General features: G+C 43.5%; 24 protein-coding genes, 2 tRNA genes and 1 pseudogene. 21 read left to right on the plus strand and 6 right to left on the minus strand.

Features of this window, described 5'->3' with window-relative positions:
* Nucleotides 1–19: 19 nt before the first annotated feature.
* A complete protein-coding gene (locus FFM78_RS07720) occupies nucleotides 20–1,969 on the minus strand; it encodes an ABC-F family ATP-binding cassette domain-containing protein (RefSeq protein WP_137637868.1) in 1,950 nt (649 codons plus the stop codon).
* A 226-nt stretch (nucleotides 1,970–2,195) separates the two neighbouring features.
* On the opposite strand from FFM78_RS07720, the gene FFM78_RS07725 reads away from it, so the two are divergent.
* From FFM78_RS07725 to FFM78_RS07750, 6 genes and pseudogenes are all read left to right on the plus strand, one after another.
* Complete coding sequence (locus FFM78_RS07725) at nucleotides 2,196–2,858, plus strand: redox-sensing transcriptional repressor Rex (RefSeq protein ID WP_137637869.1); 663 nt, start codon at nucleotides 2,196–2,198, stop codon at nucleotides 2,856–2,858.
* A 131-nt stretch (nucleotides 2,859–2,989) separates the two neighbouring features.
* Nucleotides 2,990–4,045 (plus strand): LPXTG cell wall anchor domain-containing protein, encoded by a 1,056-nt coding sequence (locus FFM78_RS07730; RefSeq protein WP_137637870.1) that lies wholly within the window; start codon nucleotides 2,990–2,992, stop codon nucleotides 4,043–4,045.
* Nucleotides 4,046–4,178: 133 nt separating this feature from the next.
* Nucleotides 4,179–4,250, plus strand: a tRNA-Gln gene (locus tag FFM78_RS07735).
* Nucleotides 4,251–4,515: 265 nt separating this feature from the next.
* Entirely contained in the window at nucleotides 4,516–4,917 is a 402-nt protein-coding gene (locus FFM78_RS07740; RefSeq protein WP_137637871.1) for a hypothetical protein, read from the plus strand.
* A gap of 169 nt (nucleotides 4,918–5,086) precedes the next feature.
* The gene (locus FFM78_RS07745; protein WP_137637872.1) at nucleotides 5,087–5,572 is read left to right on the plus strand and encodes a GNAT family N-acetyltransferase; all 486 of its coding nucleotides are present in this window, start codon (nucleotides 5,087–5,089) and stop codon (nucleotides 5,570–5,572) included.
* A 34-nt stretch (nucleotides 5,573–5,606) separates the two neighbouring features.
* A pseudogene (locus FFM78_RS07750) lies at nucleotides 5,607–5,958 on the plus strand (DUF2200 domain-containing protein).
* Between the two features lie 41 nt (nucleotides 5,959–5,999).
* Here the strand turns inward: FFM78_RS07750 and FFM78_RS07755 are convergent.
* On the minus strand, nucleotides 6,000–6,929 hold the full coding sequence (locus FFM78_RS07755) for an alpha/beta hydrolase (RefSeq protein WP_137637873.1): 930 nt from the start codon (nucleotides 6,927–6,929) through the stop codon (nucleotides 6,000–6,002).
* Between the two features lie 200 nt (nucleotides 6,930–7,129).
* Between FFM78_RS07755 and FFM78_RS07760 the strand changes: the two genes are divergently transcribed.
* The 3 genes from FFM78_RS07760 to FFM78_RS07770 all read left to right on the plus strand — a co-directional run bounded on the left by FFM78_RS07760 (nucleotide 7,130) and on the right by FFM78_RS07770 (nucleotide 9,104).
* A complete protein-coding gene (locus FFM78_RS07760; RefSeq protein ID WP_137637874.1) occupies nucleotides 7,130–7,783 on the plus strand; it encodes a deoxynucleoside kinase in 654 nt (217 codons plus the stop codon).
* A 194-nt stretch (nucleotides 7,784–7,977) separates the two neighbouring features.
* The gene (locus FFM78_RS07765) at nucleotides 7,978–8,178 is read left to right on the plus strand and encodes a cold-shock protein (protein WP_010688028.1); all 201 of its coding nucleotides are present in this window, start codon (nucleotides 7,978–7,980) and stop codon (nucleotides 8,176–8,178) included.
* A 296-nt stretch (nucleotides 8,179–8,474) separates the two neighbouring features.
* Nucleotides 8,475–9,104 carry a hypothetical protein gene (locus FFM78_RS07770; RefSeq protein WP_137637875.1) on the plus strand — a complete coding sequence of 210 codons (630 nt, stop codon included), beginning with the start codon at nucleotides 8,475–8,477 and terminating at the stop codon, nucleotides 9,102–9,104.
* 50 nt (nucleotides 9,105–9,154) lie between these two features.
* Here the strand turns inward: FFM78_RS07770 and FFM78_RS13860 are convergent, their stop codons facing one another.
* The 3 genes from FFM78_RS13860 to FFM78_RS07780 all read right to left on the minus strand — a co-directional run bounded on the left by FFM78_RS13860 (nucleotide 9,155) and on the right by FFM78_RS07780 (nucleotide 10,191).
* The gene (locus FFM78_RS13860) at nucleotides 9,155–9,298 is read right to left on the minus strand and encodes a hypothetical protein (RefSeq protein ID WP_171001862.1); all 144 of its coding nucleotides are present in this window, start codon (nucleotides 9,296–9,298) and stop codon (nucleotides 9,155–9,157) included.
* Between the two features lie 232 nt (nucleotides 9,299–9,530).
* Nucleotides 9,531–9,603 (minus strand) — tRNA-Glu (locus FFM78_RS07775).
* Between the two features lie 69 nt (nucleotides 9,604–9,672).
* Nucleotides 9,673–10,191, minus strand: a complete 519-nt coding sequence (locus FFM78_RS07780; protein WP_223877034.1) for a CPBP family intramembrane glutamic endopeptidase — start codon at nucleotides 10,189–10,191, stop codon at nucleotides 9,673–9,675.
* 362 nt (nucleotides 10,192–10,553) lie between these two features.
* On the opposite strand from FFM78_RS07780, the gene FFM78_RS07785 reads away from it, so the two are divergent.
* The 6 genes from FFM78_RS07785 to FFM78_RS07810 all read left to right on the plus strand — a co-directional run bounded on the left by FFM78_RS07785 (nucleotide 10,554) and on the right by FFM78_RS07810 (nucleotide 17,977).
* Nucleotides 10,554–11,183: a TetR/AcrR family transcriptional regulator gene (locus FFM78_RS07785; protein ID WP_137637877.1), complete on the plus strand. Its 630-nt coding sequence runs from the start codon at nucleotides 10,554–10,556 to the stop codon at nucleotides 11,181–11,183.
* A 51-nt stretch (nucleotides 11,184–11,234) separates the two neighbouring features.
* Nucleotides 11,235–12,977 carry an ABC transporter ATP-binding protein gene (locus tag FFM78_RS07790; protein WP_137637878.1) on the plus strand — a complete coding sequence of 581 codons (1,743 nt, stop codon included), beginning with the start codon at nucleotides 11,235–11,237 and terminating at the stop codon, nucleotides 12,975–12,977.
* Nucleotides 12,970–14,847 (plus strand): ABC transporter ATP-binding protein, encoded by a 1,878-nt coding sequence (locus FFM78_RS07795; RefSeq protein WP_137637879.1) that lies wholly within the window; start codon nucleotides 12,970–12,972, stop codon nucleotides 14,845–14,847. Before FFM78_RS07790 ends, FFM78_RS07795 begins: the two co-directional genes overlap by 8 nt.
* A 72-nt stretch (nucleotides 14,848–14,919) precedes the next feature.
* Nucleotides 14,920–15,936, plus strand: coding sequence for a serine hydrolase domain-containing protein (locus tag FFM78_RS07800; protein ID WP_137637880.1), 1,017 nt, complete (start codon nucleotides 14,920–14,922; stop codon nucleotides 15,934–15,936).
* A gap of 106 nt (nucleotides 15,937–16,042) precedes the next feature.
* Nucleotides 16,043–17,005 (plus strand): mannose-6-phosphate isomerase, class I, encoded by a 963-nt coding sequence (gene manA, locus FFM78_RS07805; protein ID WP_137637881.1) that lies wholly within the window; start codon nucleotides 16,043–16,045, stop codon nucleotides 17,003–17,005.
* Between the two features lie 213 nt (nucleotides 17,006–17,218).
* Nucleotides 17,219–17,977 carry an NADP-dependent (R)-specific alcohol dehydrogenase gene (locus tag FFM78_RS07810; RefSeq protein WP_137637882.1) on the plus strand — a complete coding sequence of 253 codons (759 nt, stop codon included), beginning with the start codon at nucleotides 17,219–17,221 and terminating at the stop codon, nucleotides 17,975–17,977.
* A gap of 52 nt (nucleotides 17,978–18,029) precedes the next feature.
* Here FFM78_RS07810 and FFM78_RS07815 read toward each other — a convergent pair whose 3' ends face one another.
* Nucleotides 18,030–19,382 carry a Mur ligase family protein gene (locus FFM78_RS07815; RefSeq protein ID WP_137637883.1) on the minus strand — a complete coding sequence of 451 codons (1,353 nt, stop codon included), beginning with the start codon at nucleotides 19,380–19,382 and terminating at the stop codon, nucleotides 18,030–18,032.
* Between the two features lie 190 nt (nucleotides 19,383–19,572).
* Between FFM78_RS07815 and FFM78_RS07820 the strand changes: the two genes are divergently transcribed.
* The 6 genes from FFM78_RS07820 to upp all read left to right on the plus strand — a co-directional run bounded on the left by FFM78_RS07820 (nucleotide 19,573) and on the right by upp (nucleotide 25,231).
* Nucleotides 19,573–20,163, plus strand: a complete 591-nt coding sequence (locus tag FFM78_RS07820; RefSeq protein WP_137637884.1) for a thymidine kinase — start codon at nucleotides 19,573–19,575, stop codon at nucleotides 20,161–20,163.
* 2 nt (nucleotides 20,164–20,165) lie between these two features.
* Nucleotides 20,166–21,248: a peptide chain release factor 1 gene (gene prfA / locus FFM78_RS07825; protein ID WP_137637885.1), complete on the plus strand. Its 1,083-nt coding sequence runs from the start codon at nucleotides 20,166–20,168 to the stop codon at nucleotides 21,246–21,248.
* Complete coding sequence (prmC, locus tag FFM78_RS07830) at nucleotides 21,241–22,077, plus strand: peptide chain release factor N(5)-glutamine methyltransferase (protein ID WP_137637886.1); 837 nt, start codon at nucleotides 21,241–21,243, stop codon at nucleotides 22,075–22,077. The genes prfA and prmC overlap by 8 nt, the downstream gene beginning before the upstream one ends.
* Nucleotides 22,078–22,097: 20 nt before the next feature.
* The gene (locus FFM78_RS07835; protein WP_137637887.1) at nucleotides 22,098–23,123 is read left to right on the plus strand and encodes an L-threonylcarbamoyladenylate synthase; all 1,026 of its coding nucleotides are present in this window, start codon (nucleotides 22,098–22,100) and stop codon (nucleotides 23,121–23,123) included.
* A 91-nt stretch (nucleotides 23,124–23,214) separates the two neighbouring features.
* On the plus strand, nucleotides 23,215–24,465 hold the full coding sequence (gene glyA, locus FFM78_RS07840) for a serine hydroxymethyltransferase (protein ID WP_137637888.1): 1,251 nt from the start codon (nucleotides 23,215–23,217) through the stop codon (nucleotides 24,463–24,465).
* A gap of 136 nt (nucleotides 24,466–24,601) precedes the next feature.
* Entirely contained in the window at nucleotides 24,602–25,231 is a 630-nt protein-coding gene (gene upp / locus FFM78_RS07845) for a uracil phosphoribosyltransferase (protein WP_137637889.1), read from the plus strand.
* The last annotated feature ends 7 nt before the right edge of the window (nucleotides 25,232–25,238 follow it).

Consider the following 25,238-nt stretch of genomic DNA (forward strand, 5'->3'; position numbering starts at 1 on the left):
CCATTTTTGGCAATCTTTTTTATGCGTTATGCAGTTCTTCTAGCGCTAAACTTTGTTGTTCCCATTGATCTTCAACGGTTTGTTGTTGCTGATGTAAAAGTTCCAGCTGTACTTGTAATTCGTTGAGTTTGCTAGGGTTCTGTAATGTATCGGGTTGCGTCATCGCCAGTTGTAACTGCTCATCCTGATGGCTCAATTTGTCCAGTTGTTCTTCCAAGGCAGTGACTTCACGCTGCAATTTGCGTTCTTGTTTTTGTTGTTCTTTGTTCAACTGATATTGCTGCTGATCCGAACTAGGAGCGGCACTAGTCGGTGTAGCTACCGTTGAGGTGCTTTCAGCTGCAATAGCTGCTGCTTCAGCTTTTTTGTCCAAGTAATAATCATAATTGCCTAAATAAGTTTGCGTTCCAGCGCCGGATAATTCAATGGTTAAGGTAGCTAAGTGATTCATAAAGTAACGATCATGTGAAACAAATAGAATGGTACCGTTGTAGTTCTGTAATGCCGCTTCTAGAACTTCTTTACTATCAATATCTAAATGGTTAGTTGGTTCATCTAAAATTAAAAAGTTATTATGATTCATCGCTAATTTAACTAGCATCAACTGGGCCCGTTCGCCCCCGGATAAGCTGGAAATCGATTTTTCAACATCACTACCAGTAAAGAGAAAGCTACCAAGAATACGGCGAATATCTGCTTCCGGCAAAGTCGGGTGTTCATCCCATATTTCGGCCAAAACGGACTTATTGTTGTGCAAGTTTTCCTGTTCCTGATCGTAATAACCAATATCGACGCCAGCACCTAATTGAGCCTGTCCTCGCAAAAAAGGAATCTGACCGAGGATGCTTTTGAGCAAGGTGGACTTGCCGACTCCGTTAGGACCAGTGATGGCAACGACTTGGTGGCGCTTAACGTGGAGATTGATTGGTTCGGCTAAGACGACTCGATCGTAACCAACTGCCGCGTTATTGACATCTAGAACTTGGTTGCCTGAAGGTTTATCTTCACTAAAACTAAAGCGAACGGTTTTATTGTCATTTTGTGGCTTTTCGATGCGGACGATTTTTTCCAATTGTTTCCGGCGACTTTGTGCGCGTTTTGTAGTTGAAGCACGCACAATATTTTTATTAACAAAGTCTTCTAATTTAGCGATTTCGGCCTGTTGTTTATCGTAAGCCTTCCATTCTTGGCTGAGATTAGCGGCCTTTTGCTCGCGGTAACGGGTGTAATTACCGTGGTAGTGGCGTGTAGTATGTTGACTGAGATCATAAACTTCAGTAGCGACTTTATCTAAGAAATACTGATCATGGGAAACAATCAATAAGGCACCGGCATAGCCTTGCAAATAATTTTCCAGCCAAGTTAAAGTATCAATATCTAAATGATTGGTGGGTTCGTCGAGAATCAATAGATCATGCTTTTCTAACAACAGTTTGGCCAAAGCTAAGCGCGATTTTTGGCCGCCGGATAAAGCGCTGATCTGGTGATCATAGTAGTCAGCATCAAAACCAAAGCCGTGCAAAACGTTTCTGATCTCAGCTTCATAACCATAACCATTGCGATCGGTAAAGGTATGTTGTAACTGTTCATAACGTTTTAAGGTTTGTTGATAGGCCTCATCGTTGGCCAATAGGTCACTGTTACCGAGTTGTGCTTCTAGTTGATGCATTTGTTGTTCCATTTGTTGGAGCTCAGTAAAGACAGTCAACATTTCAGAAAAAATAGTATTTTGTGAATCTAAGCCGGTATTCTGGGAAAGGTAGCCGATGCTGACTCCTTTGCTAGTGATAACTTGGCCTTCATCAGGGGGATTTTCGTCAATTAAGATTTTCAGTAAAGTCGATTTGCCAATGCCATTACGACCAACTAAAGCGACGCGGGCATTGCTCTGAATTTCCAGTTGCACATTTTCAAATAAAACTTCCGCGCCAAAGCGACGAGCGACGTTTTGTGCTTGTAATAAGATCACGAGGTTCGCTTCTTTCTACTTATATTTATCGTATCCGTGAATTGGCGAATTACTAGGCAATTCGCACACTGTTAATAGTCTACCATATCTTCACAAATTCGGGGTTACATGCGCAAAACAAATTGTGAGCAATTAATTGCATTTCACAAGTAAATACAGTATCATACTAGTTGTTAAAAAGAAAATATTTCACAAGTTGAATAAAACATAGTTTGGAGTTGAGCGAATGGCTGAAGCGAAAATACCTAAGGCAACGGCAAAGCGTTTGCCGATTTATTATCGTTACTTAAACATTCTATTTAATGCAGGTAAACAACGAGTGTCGTCTACCGAGCTTTCAGAAGCAGTTCAGGTTGATTCGGCAACGATTCGGCGTGATTTTTCATATTTTGGTGCGCTAGGTAAGCGTGGTTATGGTTACGATGTTGAAAGTTTATTGAATTTCTTCAAAAAAACGCTAAATCAATATCGGTTAACTAATGTGGCTTTGATCGGGGTCGGTAATTTAGGACACGCCTTGCTGAATTATAATTTCCGGCAAACCAATAGTGTTCGAATCAGTGCCGCTTTTGACATCAATGCCGATATTGCTAATACGATTCAAAGTGGCGTACCGGTTTACCCGATGGCAGAAATGAAGGAACAGCTACAGTTACAGCAAATTGACGTTACAATTTTAACCGTTCCAATCGACGACGCGCAAAAAGTGGCCGACGAATTAGTTGCAGCTGGGGTTAAAGGCATTATGAACTTTACGCCGATCCGTATTTCTGTACCCGCTACTGTTCGAGTGCAAAATGTTGATCTTGCAAACGAGTTACAAACATTGATTTATTTCTTAGACCACTATGGTAGTAAAGCAACATCCGATAATTCAGCATTAGAATAAATAAATGGTGTGAGTAAGCTAAAATTAGTGAACTCACACTTTTTTTGTCACTGCTTGGTACTGCGTTTATTGGTAAAATATGCTAGGATAGAATGAAGTGAGTTCATCGTCATCTATTTGGAGGGATTTAGATGCCATATTTTAAGCATAAGTTGCAGTACTGGCTGTTAAGTGGCGCATTATTAGGTTTTGGTTGGGTTGGATCACAAACCCATGCTGCGGTAACTGCAACAACAGAAAATACCGCACCAACCACAGTGTGTTCAACAACTACTGAGCAAAGTGGGCCTACAGCTGCGGAGACAACAACCCCGGTAACAGCCCAAACAACAACAGTTCAGTCGAGAACAATACCAGTTACACCCCAAAATAATGGAACCGATACGGCAGAAGCGGCTGCTAATCCCGCTAAAGCTGAATCAAGTGGCATGGCCGATACAAATCAGCCAACAAGTACTGTTCCATCAGGTTCAGCAGCTGCCAGTACTACAATCGCCACTACGCCAACGGGGGAACAGGCATCGGTAGCAGTTGCCACCAATAATCCCCAAGTTAAGCAGCCGACAACCGCTACTGCCACTGATAATACAGCTGCTACGCCAACTTTAGCAGCTACTTTGCAGCAATTACGGCAGACCTATCCCCAACTAGCACCACAGTTGGATCGTTTGCTGACCCAATTAACTAATGATGATACAGCGACTTTGCGGTCACGATTACTGCCGTTGACAACCACCGCCCAGACTCAAACAACGGTGACTGCCTTAGTTGATGAGCTAGTACCGACTAAAACACCGCAACCGGTGACTAAAAAAACGACTACTGCAGCCAAGCAGGTTACTTCGGCGGATTTATTTGCAAATTTAAAAACAAAATCAACTAAAACTGCTGGCTCACAGTCAACCGCAGCAAAAACGTCTACTAAGAAGGACACCCCTTTTAAAGTTGTTGATGATACTGCAAGTTCAACAACTGCTGATAGTGCAGTGACGGACACCGTATTGCAGCCAACTAAAACAACCAGTAAAATGGTTAAAACTGCGCAACAAGTGCATAAACCGACAGTTAGAACGGTTTTAAATAAATTATTGCCAACTACTGGAGAGCAAATTAACTTTGCATTAAGTGCACTTGGACTTGTTCTGGTCGGTAGCGCCGCTGTTTTATATCGGCGTAATTTACGTTAGTCGAAATTAGTGTAACAATTATATTAATTGATTTTTAGCAAACAACGTGGAATTGCTTAAAAAAATAAATTAGCAATTGACAGCAAGCCGAATTTTCGGTAAACTATTATTCGTTGATGAGTTTTAACATCATTGGGTAATAGCGAAATGGTAACGCAACGGACTCTGAATCCGTAATTTCTAGGTTCGATCCCTAGTTACCCAATCAGAGGTTTAAAAAGGTTGTTACTAGTACTTTTAAGTACTAGTAACAACCTTTTTTTGTTTATTGGCAGTAAAAGAGCGCTACTAGTAATAGGGTTAAATAATAGCTTGGTATTGTTTTTAAGAGTCGGGGAAGGCGCTACTGATTATCTGGTCATTTAGGGCATAGTCATACTACAGGCTGATTTAAAATTTTGGCGAATGCTTTAAAATTGATTGTGAAAGCGCTATATCATTTCAACTCTTATTAATGAGGGGTAAATAAGATGCAGATCAAGCTACGTAGAGAAACAAAATTTGGTTATATCGCGCCATTTGTGGTTAGAAATGCAGGAAAACAATTAGCGATTCTACCTAATCGAAGTCAGCAAGTCGTTGATGTTGATATTAAAATGCCGTTGGAGATTATGCATTGGCCACTGGTAAAACAAAGTGTGCAGTTAGATCAGCATGTTTCTGAGGTTATTATTACATCTCCGAAATTATCTTTTAAGGCAAAAACTTTTTTAATCATTGGTACTGTGCTTTTTTTAACCGTGTTGAAATTATTTTTACCAAAAATAAGCTATCTTTTTAGTGCGTTGGCGTTCATGATAATAGTTGGTTTAGGAACTTTGATTTTAGGATTGGATCGTTATCAAATTAAAATGGTTCGGTCTAGAGCATGATTAATTTAATTATGTGGTGATCAATGTTTTTCATTTAGCGGCTTTAGAACTGTTTACTGTTGAAGCAACTATTACTGCGGATAATGAACCTGATTTGAAACTGCCATAAGGTAGGGGCACAACGGTTTTAGCAAAATAATGAGCTTTAAATAATGGTGTGGTGATCATAATGTTGATTCGGGCAATGCGTGAAGATGATGATTTTGCAGCGGTGGCGCGGCTTTATTTAACGACTTGGCGCAGCGCCTATCAGCGCATAGTGCCAGCCGCTTTTTTAGCTCAGTTACATGTGAAAGTGTGGCAACCGCAAAAGCGTTGGCAAACTAGTTTTGTGGCCGAGAATGCGCAGCAGCAAATCGTGGGTGTTTGTTCGTTTGGCCCAGCGCGGAGTGGTCAATTTAACGGTTATGGCGAGCTATATTCGATTTATGTGTACCCGGCGTATGCCAACCAAGGTATCGGTAGCGCATTGATCAAGCGGGCATTGGCACGGTTGCAGGTAAAGTACCCGACGATTTATCTATGGGTTTTTGCTGCCAATTGGTCAGCAATCAAGTTTTATCAAAAGTTTGGTTTCAAACCGTATGGCCGCGCACAGGATGCCGGCATTTCTGATATACCGGTGCTTCAGCAAGTGTACTTGAAAAAGCGCTAGATTCATAATTGGGCGTTTAGATAAGGAGATCATGATGGCAAATACGCGTATCTTTAAAATGGCGGTCAGCCGTGTTTATCCGCTGTACGTTGAAAGGGTGACTTAAAAAGGGCCGCACTAAGGCAGAATTAGACACGGTGCTTTGCTGGTTGACCGGCTACCAGCAGGAACAACTAGTACAACAATTGACGGCTGATGTTGACTTCACAACGTTTTTTGCGCAAGCACCGCAACTAAACGAAAAGGTCACGCAAATCACTGGGTTGATCTGCGGCTACCGGGTCGAGGCAATTGAAGATCCGCTATTGCAAAAGATTCGGTATCTCGATAAGTTGGTCGATGAATTGGCTAAAGGAAAAACGATGACCCAAATTTTACGCCACTAAAAAAGTGTTGCCTGAACCTTAAATGGTTCGGCAGCACTTTTTTAATGAACATATTTAGCTAAAAATTGTTTTAAATGTTGTTGATAAGCCTTGGGCTGCTTGCTGAAGGACTTGACGTGGGCGGCCCCAGGGACTAGCCACATTTCCTTTGATGAGTGATCAGCACGGTAGATTTTTTTGGTCATGTAGTGAGGGACAAAGGTATCGGCTGTGCCAGTGACAAAATAGATTGGTTTATGATTTTTGCGGACCTGCTTAATGGCACTAGCTTCACCAAAGCTGTAGCCGGCGCGAATACGGGTGATCAAGCTAGTGATTGGCACTAGCGGGTATTTAGGTAGATTATATTGTTGTTTGGCCTCATAAGTGATCTCGTCTTCCACTGAAGTATAAGGACTATCGACAGCATAGGCTTTGATCTGGGGAATTTGCTGTTCACCGCTAGCCATGACCATTCCGGCGGCGCCCATACTAATACCGAACATTACGATCTCACTATCAGTGCCGTTTTTCTTAACAACTTGGCGCGCCCATTGCAGATAATCTAGTCGATCCAGCCAACCAAAACCGATCACGTTTCCTTGACTGTCGCCATGGCCACGATTATCGGGTAATAGGACATTGTAGCCTAATTTATGGAACATAGCTGCGTAGGCGCCCATTTCTTCTTTGCGACTCATAAAGCCATGGGCAACGATGGCCGTTTTATTCGTTTTATGGGCGGCAGGGATGTAGTCAGCGTCCAGTTTTAAGCCATCAGTGGTAGTTTCAAACCATAGCCTTTTTTTACTGGTAATAAACCATTTTTTCTGCCGATATAGTGGATCACTGGTTTTGAGTTTAGTGGTTTTGGCTAGAAAGTCTTTATGACCTGGCACGACGGCCACATGATAAAAGTACATTCCAGCACCAAACAACCCGATAATGATGACGCCAATAATGGTCGTAAGGGTGATCCAGATTTTTTTCAAACTTGTCACTTCTTCCTATACTTAATTAAGGCGGGTTCGGTTAATTTACCCGGGCATGAGCAAAATAACTTTTGCTTAACTCATATATGATAGCCTTAGGATAAGTTGGTGACAAGTTTTTGTGAAAAAGGATTGTCCTTTAAGCTATTCTGCCCTACAATATAGGGTATGCATTTTTGCAACTAACGAGGGGGCCAATCATGGTGATAATAACAGCAGGGATGATCGGTGTCGGCAAGACCACGCTGACCGGAATGATTGCGGAACATTTAGGCACACAAGCATTTTTTGAGCCAGTCGGCGATAATCCTGTTTTACCACTTTACTATTCTGATCCAAAAAAATACGGATTTTTACTGCAGATCTTCTTTTTGAATAAACGGTTTGCGATGATCAAAAAAGCGTTGACCGACGATAATAACGTGTTAGACCGTTCGATTTATGAAGATGCGTTATTTACCCGGGAAAATAATAAAGAAGGCAACATCAGTGACCAGGAATTTGATATTTACCTTAAATTACTGGATAATATGATGGCTGAATTACGGAGTATTCCGAAGAAGGCGCCTGATTTATTAGTTTATGCTTGGGCCGACTTCGATACGATTTTATATCGAATCAAAAAGCGTGGCCGTGAGTATGAACAGGTTGAAAACGATCAAGGATTATACGACTATTATTATAAAATCTGGAGCGCCTATAAGGACTGGTTTGAAAGTTATGATGAAGGGCCTAAAATGTTAGTCGACTTACAAAAATATGACTTAGCACAGCCCGCCAATGCCCAAAAGGTTTTACAATTGATCGACACCAAATTAACCACCGTGCGGCAGCCGTCTTCGTTATTAAAATAAGCGCATTTAAAGTTATTTGAAATAATTGTGGGATATGTTTGCTATTACTAGGGCGGTATGCTACTATACTTATAGTACTTCTTTGTTCGGAATATTTTGGTTTCAAGTTTCATCGTAAACTTCTTCCAATGTACGCCTTTCACAAGATTTACCAAATAATACAGGTCGATTGACCTACAGGAGGATTTTTACACATGGAATCAGGTACAGTTAAATGGTTTAACGCAGACAAAGGTTATGGCTTCATTACTCGCGACAATGGCAGCGATGTATTCGTACATTTCTCAGCTATCCAAGGCGAAGGTTACAAGTCTTTAGAAGAAGGCCAACATGTAACATTTGACGTTGAAGACAGCGATCGTGGCCCACAAGCGACTAACGTTGTTAAAGACTAGTTATTAGTCTTATTGAAGGCAGTCTCGAGTGATCGAGGCTGTTTTTTTTGTTGCTCAAAATACTTTAGCTGAAAACTTGAGTTCAAGTTGCGTTCTTTGTTAAAATCAACTTAAGATGTGTTTAATATCAAGGGCGATTGCCAGGCTAGGTGCTGCGGACAAGTAACGTTATTAGTTAAGGCAATGTTGCTATGTCGTTATTTCTTTGCCTACACGCTATATTGAGCTACTAGTTAAAATTACTTTTTAAACAAGTTTTAGATCGGTGATCATGATGGGGAAGGGGTTTGACAGACATGAAAAAGCTTTTTGGGGTTTTGTTAGTTGGCATCACGGCGACTACCTTAGTTGGCTGTAGTAGCGGCAGCACGCAAGATTCAACCAGCAGTTCTAGCCCGCAAAGTAGTCAGGTCAGCAAAAAAACAAGTGCCAAAAAAACGACGGGTTCTAGTCGTGTGCGTGCTGATAAAACAACTGCAAGCACCGCTAGTAGTCAGCAGGCTAACGGCCAAACTAGCAGTGCTGTTGGTGCCGCTGGCAGTAGCAGTAGCACAACTACCAGTAATAGTAACAGCGCAACGGCTAAGGCTGCTTCAGGTAGCAGTCAAGCAACTAATCAGCAATCAGCGGCTACAACGGCAAATGGTCAAAATTTAACAACTGCTCAAGTACAGGCTTGGGTGACCCGCTATGTTAGTGGTGATTATCAGGCCGGTGATCTAAGTTATGCGATGAGTAAGGATGAAAATGGTGAGCTGGTGATTCAGGTCCGTGAAAATCATAATAGTGCTAATCAGCAGGCCCAGGGCGCGGATACAAATACAGCACCGACTGTCGGTTGGTTTAAAATCAATAGTCAAGGCCAGTTGTTAAGCTCGGCGGATGCAGGTGCTTCATGGCAGGTCATCAGTAATCGTTATCAATAAGTCGTTAAAAAAGGGGTTCGGCAATTTTGCCGAACCCCTTTTACTTTAAGCTAAGCTGATTTTTTATGCTCGGCTCGTTGTTGCCGTAATCGTTGCTCACGGCTAAATTGCACCATAAAGGCAGTCAAATTACGACTGATCGCTTGATCAGAAAGTCGCTTAAACGGCAACTCTGCTTGTTTTTGTTTTTCCATATTAACGCCTACCACTCTGTTTTGCCAAAAATAACTTCGCCTTTACATCTGGTTGAAAGGCCCTTGAAAATACCCGCTAGTGATTAAACTGCAACTTTGTTCAATGACTTAACGCATCGTTGTAAGTACACTGTGATTTACGGTGTACACAAAATGGGTAAAAAGTTTGCTGCGCACAGAAAAGCTGAGAATGCCGGTAGTTCGGCTTTCTCAGCTAGTCGCAAACTTTTTATCACCCGTACGGGGATCGAACCCGTAACTCCGCCTTGAGAGGGCGACGTCTTAACCAATTTGACCAACGGGCAAGGTCAACATTTGGAACATATATCATTCTACAGAAATTACCGCCGGGGGTCAAGCTTTTTTAAAATTGATTAGACGAAAGTAGCCAAAGTGTTATTCAAAATATGGAGCGTTATCGAGGCTTTTAAGTTTTTAGTGCGGTTATAGATCAACGCTAGCACCAGCCCCAGCAGGATTTTTGAGAGCCAATAGATTGGATCAACTGAGCCACTAGTGAAATCGACGTGGAAGGTACCAAAAATTACGGCGCTTAAAATAATACTGAGTGTCCGTTGGTGGGGGAAAAACCAATTTAAAAATAGACCACGGAACAAAACCTCTTCTAAGATTGGTCCAATAAAGGCAACAAACACCACCATGAAAAAGGAAAAGCTACGTAATAGGCTAGTTAAACTGTCTACATTTGTGTTACCGCTGGTTTTCATAAACGGCATGGAAGCAACATTGATCAATAACATCACGATAAAGCCGATCAGAATCAAATACCAGCTGTTGCGCCGTAAAGGTTGTTCAAATTCAAAATGATTATCAGCGACTGCCTTTTTATAGACTTGCCAGAAAATAATCGTCAGTAAAATTGCAATAATCAAAAATAAACCACCAAGCAAATAAGTTAATGCCATTTGTTGCGTTGAAACAATGCTACTAGCGAGACTTAGGCCAGTTAAGGGCAGTTGCTCCGCAAATAAAAGTAAAAGAAAATAGATGATGTGGCGGATGAGCGCCCAGCCAGAATTAGATGTTTTGATGATCGTCACCTCAAAAAATATAAGTACACCAATGATAGCACGAAATTTGAATTTTAACCTAATAAACGAATTACTTGCTTTTCTGTAGTGAACCTTCTATAATGACAAATTGTCATATAAGCGACAAGATGTCATAAATAATTTTAGGCTTATTAGTGCTTTGAACTAATAAGCAACTTATGCTGTAGAAAGGAGGTTGTGTAATGCCAACAAGCACTTTTTTCAATTTATCACAGGCCAAACAGCAGCGCTTATTAGCTGCCGCGCAACAAGAATTCTCGCGGGTTCCTTTAGCCGAGGCCTCGATCAGTAAAATTGTAGCAGCAGCGGATATTCCCCGGGGTAGCTTTTACCAATATTTTACGGATAAGGCTGACCTGTATTATTACTACTCAGAGTATTTGCACAAGCAGGATCGGCACTCGCTATTAAGCAGTTTGCAGGCAGCCGATGGTGATCTATTTGCCGCATTTCGTGATTATTTTAGTCAATTGGCAGATGAAATTATTAATGGACCTAACGCTGCATTTTACCGGAATATGTTCTTGAACATGACTTACAAAAACGGTCGACGGGTCACATCTGCAACTCAAAAAAATCATGGTCACCATGGGCATAAAGACTTTTATGCGGCGGTTGATTTTTCGCGGTTGAAAATTTCTACCCATCACGAATTAGGGATGTTAATGCATATTTTGATGTCGGCCTTGTTTCAATCGCTAGGTTCTTATTATATACGCCAGCAGCAAGGTGAACAGGTCACAGTGGCACAGCTCAATCAGGAATTTCAGCAGGCAGTTGATTGGATCGAACATGGTGTGGCGATCAATTAATTTGTTTGTGGCGCCGGCATTATAAATTTAATAGTATGAGGAAGTGAGTAGATGCTTAAAATAGCACGCGGGCGGATGTCAGTCTGGGCCGTCACCGGCGCTTTTTTATTTATGATCGTGCAAGTGATCAGCAGTTTGAATCTACCAAGTTTGACCGCCAACATTGTTAATAATGGGGTCGCTAAAGGGGATATCAACTATATATGGCGTGTTGGGGCAGAAATGGTTGCTTTTGCGTTATTAAGTGTGCTAGCTGCTGTCGGCAACGTTTTTTTGGCGGCGCGTACTTCGCAAAATTTAGGCCAAAAATTACGTTCAGATATCTACCAAAAAGTTATTAATTTTTCAAATGATGAATTTGATCAAGTCGAAACGTCGTCGTTGATCACCCGAACCACTAACGACGTGGTACAGATTCAAAATGTGGCCATGATGGCTTTACGGATGATGATCATGGCGCCGATCATGCTGATCGGGGCTAGTGTTTTAGCCTATAATAAAAATCATCAATTGACTTTGATCTTTTTAATTGTTTTACCGTTATTGGCGATTTTTATCGGAATTGTCATGCGGTTTGCGGTTCCTTTATTTCGGGCAATGCAGTCTAAAACTGACCGTATTAATTTAGTTTTTCGGGAAGGTTTGACTGGTGTGCGGGTGATTCGGGCTTTTCGGCGCGATAAATTTGAGCAGGATCGCTTTGAAGATGCTAACCAAGATTACACAGGTAATGCGGTCAAAGTATACAGTATCATGGCTTTAATGTTTCCGATCATGACTTTAATGATGAGTGCGACCAATGTTGGTATTACTTGGTATGGTGCCAAATTGATCGCTAATTTTTCTATGCCGGTTGGGAATATGATTGCCTTTATGACTTATGCCATGCAGATCTTAATGAGTTTTATGATGTTATCAATGGTCTTTGTTTTCATTCCACGGGCGCAGGCTTCAGCGTTGCGGATCCAAGAAGTTTTGGCTTTGGATTCTAGTATCAACGATCAGCCGCAACCAAAGACGCTACCAACTGATTTTGATCATAGTCGGCTGGCCTTCCAGCACGTTGGTTATCGGTATCGTGGTGCAGAGAATCCGGCGTTAACGGATATTGATTTCAGCGCCAAAAGTGGTCAGACTGTGGCGATCATTGGTGGCACGGGTTCTGGCAAAACCTCGTTGGTCAGTTTATTACCGCGTTTTTACGACGTGGAAACCGGTAAGATCAGCTTAAATGGCACCGATATTCGCCAATTTAGTCAGCATGATCTGCGGGAAGCTATTTCCTTTGTCCCCCAAACTGCCATCTTATTTTCCGGTACAGTGCGCGCCAATATGCGTTACGGTGATCTTAACGCCAGTGATGAAGCTATTTGGCGAGCATTGAAAATTGCCCGGGCGGATCAATTTATTGCCGCCGAGGCAGGGCTGGATACGCATGTCGAACAAGGTGGGGGCAACTTCTCTGGTGGTCAGCGCCAACGGTTAGCAATTGCCCGCGCCTTGGTCAAAAATGCGGCAGTTTACGTTTTTGATGATTCGTTTTCGGCCCTTGATTTCAAAACTGATGCCCAATTACGGCAAGAGTTACGCGCCGATAGTCGCATTCAAAACCGGATCGTGATTATCGTTGCCCAACGAATCGCAACGGTTGCTGATGCGGATTTAATTTTGGTGCTGGATAACGGTAAGTTAGTTGGTAAGGGCACACATGCTGAATTAAAGACCACCAATCCTGTTTATCAAGAAATCATGGCTTCACAGCTAAAGGAAGGAGAGGGGGCGCAACATGAGTAAAAATACACCAACACGGCCTTCAATGGGGCGGGGACATGGTCCCGGTGCTCACGGTGGCTTGGTTGAGAAACCGCAGCATTTTTGGCGGACTACTAATCGTCTGTTGCGCTATATGTCGAATCGTTTAGTGGCAGTTGCCCTGGTTTTGATTTTAGCGATCACTTCAGTTATTTTCCAAATTCGCACACCAAAAATTTTAGGTGAGGCTACCACTGAAATTTATAAAGGGATCATGAAAGGAGCAGCAGCTAAAAAGGCGGGCTTGACGGTGGCCAAGCTGCCGATCGACTTCGATAAAATCAAACAGATCATTTTGATCGTGGTTTTAATGTACTTGGCTTCAGCGCTGTTTAATTTTTTGCAACAATTCATTATGACCCGGGTTTCGCAACAAACCGTCTATCAGCTGCGCAAAGAATTCAAAGAGAAGATGCAGCGGGTACCGATCAGCTATTATGATACGCACAGTAATGGTGATATTATGTCGCGGGCGGTCAACGATATGGATAATATTGCTAGTACGTTGCAACAAAGCCTAACTCAGGCGGTTACCAGTACGGTCACCTTTATTGGTACCTTGTGGATGATGTTGACCATCAGTTGGAAATTGACGCTGATCGCGTTGATCACGATCCCATTAAGCTTAGTGGTGGTCGGCGTGATTGCACCGCGCTCACAACGGTATTTTGCTGCTCAACAGCGTAGTTTAGGTTTACTGAACAATCAAGTTGAAGAAAATTATAGTGGTCATGTGGTTTTAAAAAGTTTTAACAAAGAAAAATCTGCGATCACGACTTTTGAAGAGCAAAACGGGAATTACTACCGTGCGGCTTGGAAAGCACAATTTATTTCTGGCATTATTATGCCGTTGATGATTTTCTTAAATAATATTGGTTATGTTTTTGTCGCCATTATTGGTGGGATCCAAGTGACCCATGGCGCAGTAACTTTAGGTAACGTTCAGGCCTTCTTACAATACATGAATCAATTTTCACAGCCAATCTCACAACTGGCTAATTTATTAAATACGATTCAATCAACTGTCGCTTCAGCAGAACGGATCTTTTCTGTTTTAGATGAACCAGAAATGAGTCCAGAACCGACAACGCAGCCCCAAAAACGGCCGGAAGCTGATTTTATTGATTTTGATCATGTGCAATTCGGTTATAATCAGGACGAATTACTGATGAATGATTATAATTTACAAGTGCAAAAAGGGCAGCGGGTCGCCATTGTTGGGCCTACAGGTGCTGGTAAAACAACGATCATCAACTTGTTGGAACGCTTTTACGATGTTAGTGGCGGTACGATCCGTTTGGAAGGCGTTGATACGCGACAATTAAGTCGTGATGACTTGCGCAGTCATTTTGCCATGGTGCTACAAGACACCTGGCTGTTTACCGGTACGATCTATGCTAATTTGAAATACGGACGGGAGGAGGCCACGGAAGCAGAAATTATGGCTGCAGCCAAAGCAGCTCACGTTGATGAATTCGTGCGTCGTTTGCCGCAAGGTTATGAAACGGTTTTAAATGAAGCGGCTTCCAATATTTCGCAAGGACAGCGGCAATTGATCACCATCGCCCGCGCTTTTGTAGCCGATCCAAAGATCTTGATTTTAGATGAGGCCACAAGCTCGGTTGATACGCGAACGGAAGTACACATTCAGCACGCAATGGAACGTTTATTAGCCAATCGAACCAGCTTTGTGGTTGCGCATCGTTTATCGACTATTCGTGATGCCGATAATATTATTGTCATGAACCACGGGGATGTTATTGAAACCGGCACCCATGATCAGTTGATGGCTCAAAAGGGCTTTTACGCTGATTTATATAATAGTCAATTTTCTGGTAATATTGTGCTGTAAATACGTTATAGTAAAAGCAAGCGTCTTTGTGCGTTTGCTTTTTTTGTTATCGACAATATTGGAGTTGAGTAGATGTATCCACAAACGGAACGAAAAATAGCGGCATTAGTCACGGCTGGTGTGGTACCGGGTGTGAGCTATGGTTTTATTAACCGCCACCAAACGACCACTAATTATTTAGGCGCACGGCAGTTGCTGCCAGAAAAAAAGCCACTAAAAGCGGGACAATTATATGATTTGGCTTCGCTGACTAAAGTTGTTGCCACAACAACCTTGATTTTAAAATTACAAGAACAAGGTCGGTTAAGGCTTGACGATCCTGTGCAGCACTATTTACCAGCATTTAATAATGCCCAGGTCACGTTGCGGCATTTATTAACGCATACTTCGGGAATCACTGGTTATATTCCCCACCGTAACCAACTACCTGCGCCTGAGTTGACGCAGGCGTTGTTAGGCCTAAACGTAGGACCAGATTTTGGACGTAAAGTCGTCTATAGTGATATTGGGTTGATCTACTTAGGGTGGGTGATCGAACGACTTTTAAAAATGCCTGTTCAAACGGCACTGATCCAGGAAGTCTTACGGCCATTGCAATTAAACAATATGACTTTTACACCAGAAAAGGCACGGTGCGTGCCGACTGTTTATGAGCCAACTGGCCGCGGTTTGGTCCAAGGAATCGTTCATGACCCTAAAGCAGCTATTTTAGGGGCGCATTGTGCTTCGGCAGGTTTATTTGCTGACTTAGCCGACCTGCTGCAATTCTGTCGCTTTATGTTAGGTGATCTAATGGTAACTACGCCGCCAATCAGTCAGGCAACGATCGCTTCTTTGTATCAAGACTATACGGGATTTAAGGGCGGGCGTAGTTTAGGCTGGCAGTTGTTAACGGCTCCTGACCAACATGTGGTACTGTACCATACAGGTTTTGTGGGTCATTTTATTTTGATCGATGGGCAACAGCATAATGCGTTTGTTTTCCTATCAAATCGAATTCACCCCACGGCACCAAATACTGCTTATTTGGCGTTACGTGACGAAATTGTGGCTACCTATTTGCAGGAAACGAACGGAAAAAATAAATAAGTGCCGCAATCAATTGTGACGGCGACAGAAACAAATCTGTACTCTAATTGCCGGAAGCGGTAAACTATTAACGGAATATTTGCGAACAATTTAAGGAGTGATTATCTTGGCAGAACCTTTTTTCCTACAACCGTATTTTCAAGAAAAAATCTGGGGTGGCACTAAATTACACGATGAATTTGGTTATACGCTACCAACAGATAAAACTGGCGAATGCTGGGCGATCTCAGCTCATCCCCATGGTCCAAGTACCGTTGCTAATGGACCTTACGCTGGTCAGACTTTGATTGAAGTTTGGCGTGATCATCGCGCCGTTTTTGGCAATGCCAAGGGGGACGTTTTTCCATTGTTGACCAAGATTTTAGATGCCGAGGCTGACTTGTCTGTTCAAGTACATCCTGACGATGACTACGCGGCCAAAAACGAGCATGAATTAGGTAAAACGGAATGTTGGTACATTATTGCGGCTGATCCAGGTGCCGAATTGATCTATGGTCATAATGCGCAGACTAAAGCGCAGCTGGCCGACATGATCCACGGTGCCGATTGGCAGGGCTTGTTTCGACATGTTCCGGTGAAGGCCGGCGACTTTTTCTATGTCCCTAGTGGAACGATTCATGCTTTGGGTAAAGGCATTATGGCTTTGGAAACGCAACAAAGTAGTGACACGACTTATCGGCTGTATGATTATGATCGCGTTGATGCTAAAACAGGCCAAAAGCGGGCCTTACATTTACAACAATCGATCGATGTGACTACTGTTCCGTTTGTCGCCCCTAAATTAGCAGTTACCAGTCAGCAATTTGGTACTTCTAAGGTAACGACTTTCGTGCAGGCCCCGTACTTTACGGTTTATGAATGGCAAGTCAAGGGCGAGCTGACACTAAAGCGTCAAGCGGCACCTTATACTTTAGTTTCAGTATTAGCCGGTCAAGGTGAGTTGCTCGTTGATGGCACAAGTTATTCATTGTCTAAAGGGCAGCATTTACTGTTGCCGTTTGCGGTTAAAACTTGGCAATTAAAAGGCGAGCTGCAGATCATTGCCTCCGAACCAGGTCTAAAAGCTTAAACCAAAAAGTGTGGCAAGTTTAGTTGCTTGTTAAAAAACGTACGATGGTGTTGTGGTCAATTAAATTGGCTTACAGCACCATTTTTTGATTTTACTACGCTTGAAATCAGTTAAAATGTGAAAAAATTATTTATTTTTGGAAAAGCGCTTTCATTTATTAATAAATGAGCTATAATAAGGTTGTACACCAATAATAGTTCAGGAGGTAATATAATGGCAGGTCGATTAGCTGGGAAAGTTGCAATTGTCACCGGGGGTACTTTAGGCATCGGGTTGGCGGTTGCCGATAAGTTTGTCGAAGAAGGCGCTAAGGTCATGATTACAGGGCGGCATGTTGATATTGGGGAAAAAGCCGCCCAAGAAATCGGCGGACCAGATGTTATTCGCTTCTTTAAACAGGATGTTTCGAGTGAGGAAGGCTGGGTCGCAGTCTTTGATGAATGTGAGAAGGTTTTCGGACAGGTAACCACAGTTGTTAACAACGCAGGGATGGCTGTTAACAAAAGTCTGGAAGACACAACGACTGCAGAATGGCGGCAACTATTATCCGTTAATTTGGATGGGGTTTTCTTTGGTACGCGGCTAGGGATCCAGCGTATGAAAAATAAGCATCTTGGCGCGTCGATCATCAATATGTCTTCAATTGAAGGTTTTGTCGGCGATCCTAATTTAGGTGCTTATAATGCGTCCAAAGGTGCGGTTCGGATTATGTCCAAATCAGCCGCAGTCGATTGTGCTTTAAAGGATTACGATGTGCGGGTCAACACTGTTCATCCTGGCTATATTAAAACGCCGTTAGTGGATGATTTGCCAGGGGCCGAAGCGGCAATGTCACAACGGACTAAAACACCGATGGGCCATATTGGCGAACCTAATGATATTGCGTATATCTGCGTTTATTTAGCCTCAGATGAAGCTAAATTTGCCACTGGTTCCGAATTTGTGGTCGATGGTGGGTACACCGCACAATAAATAGCGTTACATAAATAGCCTTAAACCGCGAGTTTGCGATTTAAGGCTATTTTTAGTGCTTACGATTAGCTGCGGCAATGAAGCCTTGCGCCGCAAATTTTTCGCGTAACTGCAAAACGGCTGTGTAAGTGGCTAAAACATAAACTTGTTTTGTCGGTAAAGTTTTAATCTTTTCTGCAACTTGACTGAGATCTTTGATCCGTTGAAGTTTTGCTTCCGGAACACCAGCGACTTGCCAGCGAAAGGCAATGTCCGCAACGCGTTCACCACCGGCGATAAAACTGGGGATCGGTTGGGCCGCCATTTGTTCAAACTTACCATCCCAGATCCAGCTGGTGTCGATGCCATCGGCGTAATTTGCGTTAAGTAAGGTAACCAATGAAAATGGGTCGTGATTTAAGCGAATCAAGTCAAAAACTTGATTTAAACCAACCGGATTCTTAACTAAAATCAAGGTGACTGCTTTAGTGCCAACTTGGATCACTTCTTGACGCCCAAAAATTTTCTCATCGGCGTCTAACGCCTGGGCAATCGTAGCCGGTTCTAGGCCAAAATAACGACCAACACTAAAGGCGGCTAGGGCGTTATATATATTATAGGTGCCGCCAATATTTAATTTAAGGGGCTGCTGGTCGATGGTGAACTGGGAGCTGACTGGCGTGAGCTTTGTCAACGCAGTCACGCGATGTTGCAATTCTGGGCGGGCGAAGCCGCAGTTAGGGCAATAATATTTACCTAGGTTGCTATACACCAGTGATTTGTAGTGCAGAATATGATTGCAGACGGGGCATAAAACGCCGTCAGTATTATATTCGGCCTTTAATTCACCATCTGGTTGCTGGTCAAAGCCATAATAAATAAACGGATTGGGCAACTTGCGCGAATGAAAAATCGGTGCGTCACCGTTAGCGATGATCGTGGCTTCTGGTGCCTTGGCCACGCCGTCGAGAATCTTTTGGTAGGTGGTATAAAGTTCGCCGTACCGATCCATTTGATCACGGAAAATATTGGTGAAAACAAAGGCGGTCGGTTTAATATATTTGGTCACTTCGATCACATTGGCTTCATCAACTTCCAAAACGGCGATTTGTTTGCCGGAGCGGCCGCGTTTATGTGTTAAAAAAGCGGTGATGATCCCTTGTTTCATATTGGAACCGGTGGGATTAGTTAAAATATTAGCGTATTTGGCTTGTAAAACTTTCACCGTTAACGCGGTGGTCAAGGTTTTACCATTGGTACCGGTGATGATCACGACTTCGTAATCCCGCCCTAGTGTGGCGAGAATATCAGGATCCAGCCGATTAGTGATCTTACCGGGTAACGAGCTGCCGCCTTTCATGAAAGTATGCAGGAACCAGTAGGCCGAACGACCGGCAGTTGCGGCGAATGAACTTTTTAATGACATAATTTGCTCCTTTAATGCGACTAAAATATTAATGACTTGAGCATAACATAATTTAAGTGCGCCAGTGATTTGATTAGCAATTAAACGCGCTGGGTGTTGTTTTTAGATCCCCACTAATTTGGTAGATGAATTTTTCACTAAAATCGATTATACTGAATAAGAATGTTTATGAAAAGGGGTAAGAACAAGGATGGCCCAGTTGTTTTTTCATTATGGTGCAATGAACAGTGGTAAAACGATCGATATTTTAAAGGTTGCCCATAATTATGAGGAGCAGAATAAGTCCGTGATCATTATGACCTCAGGGTTAGATGATCGTGATGAGATCGGTTATGTTTCTAGTCGGATCGGCTTGCGCCGGCAGGCATTACCGATATTTGCCGAAACGAATATTTGTGATGTGGTCAAGCAAGAAAATCCGAACGCGGCTTGTCTTTTAATTGATGAAGCGCAGTTTTTGCAGAAACATCACGTGCTCGAATTAGCTAAGATCGTGGATGAACTAAATATTCCGGTTATGACGTACGGTTTAAAAAATGATTTTCGCAATGAATTGTTTGAAGGCTCCAAATACCTATTATTATATGCAGATAAAATCGTAGAAATTAAAACGATTTGTTGGTTCTGCAACAAAAAGGCCTTAATGAATATGCGGGTCGCGAATGGTAAACCGGTTTATGAAGGTGAGCAGATCGAAATTGGCGGTAATGAGGCGTATTATCCTGTCTGTCGCAAGCATTATTTCCACCCCGATCTAAGCCAGCTTAAGAAAGGAAATTAGTCATGGACGAAATGTTTGAACAGTTGCAAGCGGTAGTCGATCGCCATGAAGAATTAGAGGGCTTGCTATCCGATCCAGAAGTGATCAGTGATACCCAGCGCTTTATGAAACTGTCGAAAGAAGAAGGCGAAATCCGCGAAACAACGGAGAAATATAAGCGCTATAAAGATGTGTTAGCTCAAATCACCGAAAATGATGCGCTGCTGCGGGAGAAGCTAGATCCAGAAATGGATACTATGGTCAAACAAGACCTAGCAGAATTAAATGGTGAAAAAGAAAAGCTTGAAGAAGAAATGACCTTACTAATGTTGCCTAAAGATCCGAATGATGATAAAAATATCATTATGGAGATTCGCGGTGCCGCTGGTGGGGATGAAGCGAGTTTATTTGCCGGCGACCTGCTCAATATGTATATGCGCTACGCTGAAAAACAAGGTTGGCAAGTGGAAACGGTTGATGAAACGCCGACTGAAGTTGGTGGGTTTAAAAGTGTGGTGATCATGATCACCGGTGATAGTGTTTATTCTAAATTGAAGTTTGAAAATGGTGCGCACCGGGTGCAACGCGTTCCTCAAACCGAATCGCAAGGGCGGGTACACACCTCAACGGCTACTGTAGCCGTCATGCCTGAATATGATGCAGTCGATCTGGAAATCGACCCTAAAGATATTCGAACGGATGTTTATCGGTCATCTGGTGCCGGTGGCCAGCATATCAATAAAACATCATCTGCAGTGCGGATGACGCATTTGCCAACGGGGATCGTCGTTGCCATGCAGGATCAGCGTTCACAGCAGCAAAACCGGGAAAAAGCAATGCAGATCTTACGGACCCGGGTCTATGATTACTATGAAAGCCAAAACCAAAATGAATATGATGAAAATCGTAAACAATCGGTGGGAACGGGCGATCGCTCTGAACGAATCCGAACGTATAATTATCCGCAAAATCGGGTGACTGATCATCGAATCGGCTTAACCTTGAACAAATTGGATCGGATCATGAATGGTGAATTAGAAGAGATTATTGACGCGTTGATTCTTCATGACCAAACCGCTAAATTGGAGCAGCTCCAAAATGACTAATCCAACTTTTTTTGAGGCCTTGCATTGGGCCTCTATTTTTTTAGAACAACACCAACAAGAAGATGCCGGGCGGTTTTTACTATTGGAACGGCAGCATTGGACCACAACACAATTATTGCTGCATTATCGGGAAGTGATACCACTTGCGGTTTGGCAACAATTTCAAGCCGATGTTCGTCGTTTTGCGGCAAATGAGCCAGCACAATATATTGTGGGTCACGCGCCGTTTTTTGGTCATGAATTTAAGGTGACCCCAGCCACGCTGATTCCCCGGCCAGAAACGGAAGAGCTAGTGGAATGGGTGCTCAACGAATTGCCTAGCCACCCGTTGAAAATATTGGATCTAGGCACGGGTAGTGGGGCGATCGCCATTAGTTTGAAGCTGGCCCGCCCGCAATGGCAGGTTTGGGCCAGCGATATTTCGCCAGCGGCACTAGCGGTGGCGAAAATCAATAGTCAGCAGTTAGCGGCGCCCCTAACGTTTAGAAAAAGTGACGTTTACGCACAATTAGCGGCGGAGCATTTTGATGCGATCGTCAGCAATCCGCCGTATATTGCGACCAGTGAGCGCAACGTGATGGATACCCGCGTATTAGCCTATGAACCAGCAACCGCATTATTTGCGGCCGAAGCTGGACTAGGACTTTATCGCCGCATTTTACAAGGCTTGCCCCAGCAGTTACAACCAGATGGGCAATTTTTTGGCGAATTTGGGTATCGGCAACGGCCTGCATTAACTAGGTTGGTCGCGCAGCTGTTACCGGCTGCGCAAGTGGCCTTTCGGCGTGATATCAGCGGCCATCAGCGTATGTTGCAAATTAAATTATAATAGTGAAAGAAGGAAAAATGTTGGAAACAAAAGTTTTTCAACCAGATCAATTAACTGCTGCAGCTGCAGAACTAGCGGCTGGTGAGTTGGTGGCTTTTCCAACGGAAACAGTTTATGGATTAGGTGCAGACGCCACTAATGAAGCGGCCGTTAAAAAAGTTTATCAGGCTAAGGGCCGGCCTAGCGACAACCCTTTGATCGTACATGTGGCCGACGTAGCAACCGTTAAAAAATATGTCGCCACTTTTCCAGAAAAGGCGGTAAAACTAACACAAGCCTTTTGGCCAGGATCGTTAACCATTATTTTGCCCTTAAAACCAGGGGCCTTTTCTAAAACCGTGACCGGTGGGCTAAATACAGCAGCGTTTCGCAATCCGCGTAACCAAGTCACGCTGGACCTGATCAAAAAATTAGGGCGGCCAGTGGTAGGACCGTCTGCCAATACTTCAGGGAAACCTAGTCCAACACTGGCTAAACATGTGCTACATGATCTAGCTGGTAAAATTGCCGGCGTAGTCGATGATGGGCCTACCGGCGTCGGTTTGGAATCGACTGTAATCGACCTTAGCGGCCCGACACCGACGATTTTGCGGCCTGGTGCCGTGACCAAGGCGGATATTGAAGCTGTGATCGGTTCGATCACCGCGGATCATCATCAGGTTAAAGCCGATGAAGTGCCTAAGGCGCCGGGAATGAAGTATAAGCATTACGCACCCAATGCGCAGGTTTACATGACGGCCGACGCTGATTTTCCAGCGGCGATTGCTTGGGCTAAAACCCAGCAAGTGCCATTCGGTGTGTTGGCAACGGATGAGATTTTGGCTGGGTATCCGGAACTAGAGCCGACTTATCGTTTTTCGTTAGGTGATTCGATTGTTACGGCTAGTCACCATTTATTTGACGGTTTACGCCATTTTGATCAATTACCGGAAGTTAAATTAATTTTAGCGCAAACTTTTTCAGTTCAGGGATTAGGGGCCGCGTATATGAATCGTTTAGCTAAATCTGCGGGGCAGCAACATTTTGAAAAAACCGGCGGCAAGTAAATTGGGTATGGTATAATTTGCATATTCAGTCAATGGCTTAACTGAATTAAGTACGCTTAAGCGTAAAATTAATTTTGGAGGACGAGGCCCAATGGATTTTAACGTTGAAGATCAGGAAGTTTGGCAAGCAATTCACCAAGAAGAGCAGCGGCAAGAACATAATATTGAATTGATCGCATCGGAAAATATTGTTTCTGACGCGGTTCGCGCAGCTCAAGGCAGTGTTTTGACGAATAAGTACGCTGAAGGTTATCCTAAACACCGTTTTTATGGCGGTTGCGAATATATTGATGTGATTGAGCAGTTAGCGATTGATCGTGCTAAAGAACTTTTTGGCGCAGAATACGCCAATGTACAACCGCACTCCGGTTCTGGGGCTAATATGGCGGCCTATTCGGCGCTTTTACAACCTGGCGATCGGGTGATCGGCATGAGCTTAGCAGAAGGCGGGCATTTGACTCACGGTGCCCCGATGAGTTTTAGCGGCCAAACCTATGATTTCAAGAGTTATGGCGTTGATGCGACTACTGGACGCATTGATTTTGCGGCTGTTCGAAAATTAGCCCATGACTTTCAACCTAAAATGATCGTGGCTGGCGCCTCGGCCTATAGTCGTGAAATCGACTTTAAACAGTTCCGGGAAATTGCCGACGAAGTCGATGCTTACTTAATGGTAGACATGGCCCACATTGCGGGCTTGGTGGCGGCTGGTTTGCACCAAAGTCCAGTGCCGTATGCTGACATTGTGACGACGACGACCCATAAAACGTTACGCGGTCCTCGGGGCGGATTGATCTTAGCTAAGGAACAATACGCTAAGGCCATTAATTCGGCTGTTTTTCCTGGTATTCAAGGTGGTCCTTTAGAACACGTGATCGCTGGTAAAGCAATTGCCCTTAAGGAGGCCTTGCAACCAGCTTTTAAAACTTATGCCCAACAGATCTTGGTTAACGCTCAGGCAATGGCGACAGTCTTTAATGCCGATCCACGGGTCAAAGTGATTTCTGGTGGCACGGATAATCATTTAATGTTATTGGATGTGACACCATTTGGTTTAACTGGGCGCGACGTTCAAGATTTATTGGATACGGTCAGCATCACCGTTAATAAAAATACGATTCCGGGTGAACAAAACGGTCCTTTCCGGACTAGTGGTATTCGGATCGGTACGCCGGCAATCACCACGCGGGGCATGAAAGCAGCTGAAGCTAAGCAAGTTGCCCAGCTGATTTTAAAGGCGATCGAACAACGTGAAGATCCTAACGCCTTGGCGGAAGTTAAGCGGGAAGTCTTTGCTTTGACCGAACAATTTCCGATCAATGCAAAAAGTTTTGAATTTTAGCTAGCCATAGCGGCGGTAATTCGCTAGAATATAAGTAACCATATTGGGAAAACGGGGCACGCTGAGAATCTAGCGTGTGCCGTTTTCTGCAGTCTGCAACTAAATCAGGCAATTCAATCAATAGAGGAGTGCAATCATGGGAGAACTACATGTAATTGATCATCCATTAGTCCAACACAAGTTAACGATTATTCGGGACAAACGGGTCGGAACCCAGCAATTCCGCCAAGTCGTGAATGAAATCGCAACATTAATGGCTTATGAGGTCACACGCAATATGGCAACGGAAGACGTTGTTGTGGAAACGCCGATCGCAAAAACAACGCAGAAAACATTAACGGGTAAAAAAGTGGCGATCGTGCCGATCTTGCGTGCCGGCCTTGGGATGGTCGATGGCTTCTTAGAATTGATCCCCGCAGCTAAGGTAGGTCATATCGGGATGTATCGTGATCACGAGACTTTGAAACCAGTTGAATATTTCGTTAAAATGCCAACTGACATTGATCAGCGAGAAATGTTTGTTGTTGATCCTATGCTGGCAACTGGCGGTTCCGCGATCATGGCGATTGATGCGTTGAAAAAACGCGGTGCTAAGCAGATTAAATTTGTTGGTCTAGTGGCAGCACCAGAAGGGGTCAAAGCTTTACAAGAAGCTCATCCCGATGTTGATATTTATGTTGCCGGGCTAGATGACCATTTAAATGAAGATGGTTATATCGTCCCTGGTTTAGGTGACGCAGGTGATCGTTTATTCGGTACAAAATAATTTAAAA

Origin of the sequence: Loigolactobacillus binensis (assembly GCF_005405165.1) — a bacterium.
GTDB lineage: Bacteria > Bacillota > Bacilli > Lactobacillales > Lactobacillaceae > Loigolactobacillus > Loigolactobacillus binensis.

Bases quoted from the DNA above. Each gene is read 5' to 3' on its own strand.
- FFM78_RS07815 (WP_137637883.1), bottom strand. From the start codon at position 19,382: ATGTCATTAAAAAGTTCATTCGCCGCAACTGCCGGTCGTTCGGCCTAC.
- FFM78_RS07770 (WP_137637875.1), top strand. From the start codon at position 8,475: ATGAAAAAGCTTTTTGGGGTTTTGTTAGTTGGCATCACGGCGACTACC.
- FFM78_RS07740 (WP_137637871.1), top strand. From the start codon at position 4,516: ATGCAGATCAAGCTACGTAGAGAAACAAAATTTGGTTATATCGCGCCA.
- upp (WP_137637889.1), top strand. From the start codon at position 24,602: ATGGGAGAACTACATGTAATTGATCATCCATTAGTCCAACACAAGTTA.
- prfA (WP_137637885.1), top strand. From the start codon at position 20,166: ATGGACGAAATGTTTGAACAGTTGCAAGCGGTAGTCGATCGCCATGAA.
- FFM78_RS07745 (WP_137637872.1), top strand. From the start codon at position 5,087: ATGTTGATTCGGGCAATGCGTGAAGATGATGATTTTGCAGCGGTGGCG.
- FFM78_RS07810 (WP_137637882.1), top strand. From the start codon at position 17,219: ATGGCAGGTCGATTAGCTGGGAAAGTTGCAATTGTCACCGGGGGTACT.
- FFM78_RS13860 (WP_171001862.1), bottom strand. From the start codon at position 9,298: ATGGAAAAACAAAAACAAGCAGAGTTGCCGTTTAAGCGACTTTCTGAT.
- FFM78_RS07730 (WP_137637870.1), top strand. From the start codon at position 2,990: ATGCCATATTTTAAGCATAAGTTGCAGTACTGGCTGTTAAGTGGCGCA.
- FFM78_RS07795 (WP_137637879.1), top strand. From the start codon at position 12,970: ATGAGTAAAAATACACCAACACGGCCTTCAATGGGGCGGGGACATGGT.
- glyA (WP_137637888.1), top strand. From the start codon at position 23,215: ATGGATTTTAACGTTGAAGATCAGGAAGTTTGGCAAGCAATTCACCAA.
- FFM78_RS07760 (WP_137637874.1), top strand. From the start codon at position 7,130: ATGGTGATAATAACAGCAGGGATGATCGGTGTCGGCAAGACCACGCTG.
- FFM78_RS07790 (WP_137637878.1), top strand. From the start codon at position 11,235: ATGCTTAAAATAGCACGCGGGCGGATGTCAGTCTGGGCCGTCACCGGC.
- FFM78_RS07785 (WP_137637877.1), top strand. From the start codon at position 10,554: ATGCCAACAAGCACTTTTTTCAATTTATCACAGGCCAAACAGCAGCGC.
- prmC (WP_137637886.1), top strand. From the start codon at position 21,241: ATGACTAATCCAACTTTTTTTGAGGCCTTGCATTGGGCCTCTATTTTT.
- FFM78_RS07725 (WP_137637869.1), top strand. From the start codon at position 2,196: ATGGCTGAAGCGAAAATACCTAAGGCAACGGCAAAGCGTTTGCCGATT.
- FFM78_RS07765 (WP_010688028.1), top strand. From the start codon at position 7,978: ATGGAATCAGGTACAGTTAAATGGTTTAACGCAGACAAAGGTTATGGC.
- FFM78_RS07820 (WP_137637884.1), top strand. From the start codon at position 19,573: ATGGCCCAGTTGTTTTTTCATTATGGTGCAATGAACAGTGGTAAAACG.
- FFM78_RS07800 (WP_137637880.1), top strand. From the start codon at position 14,920: ATGTATCCACAAACGGAACGAAAAATAGCGGCATTAGTCACGGCTGGT.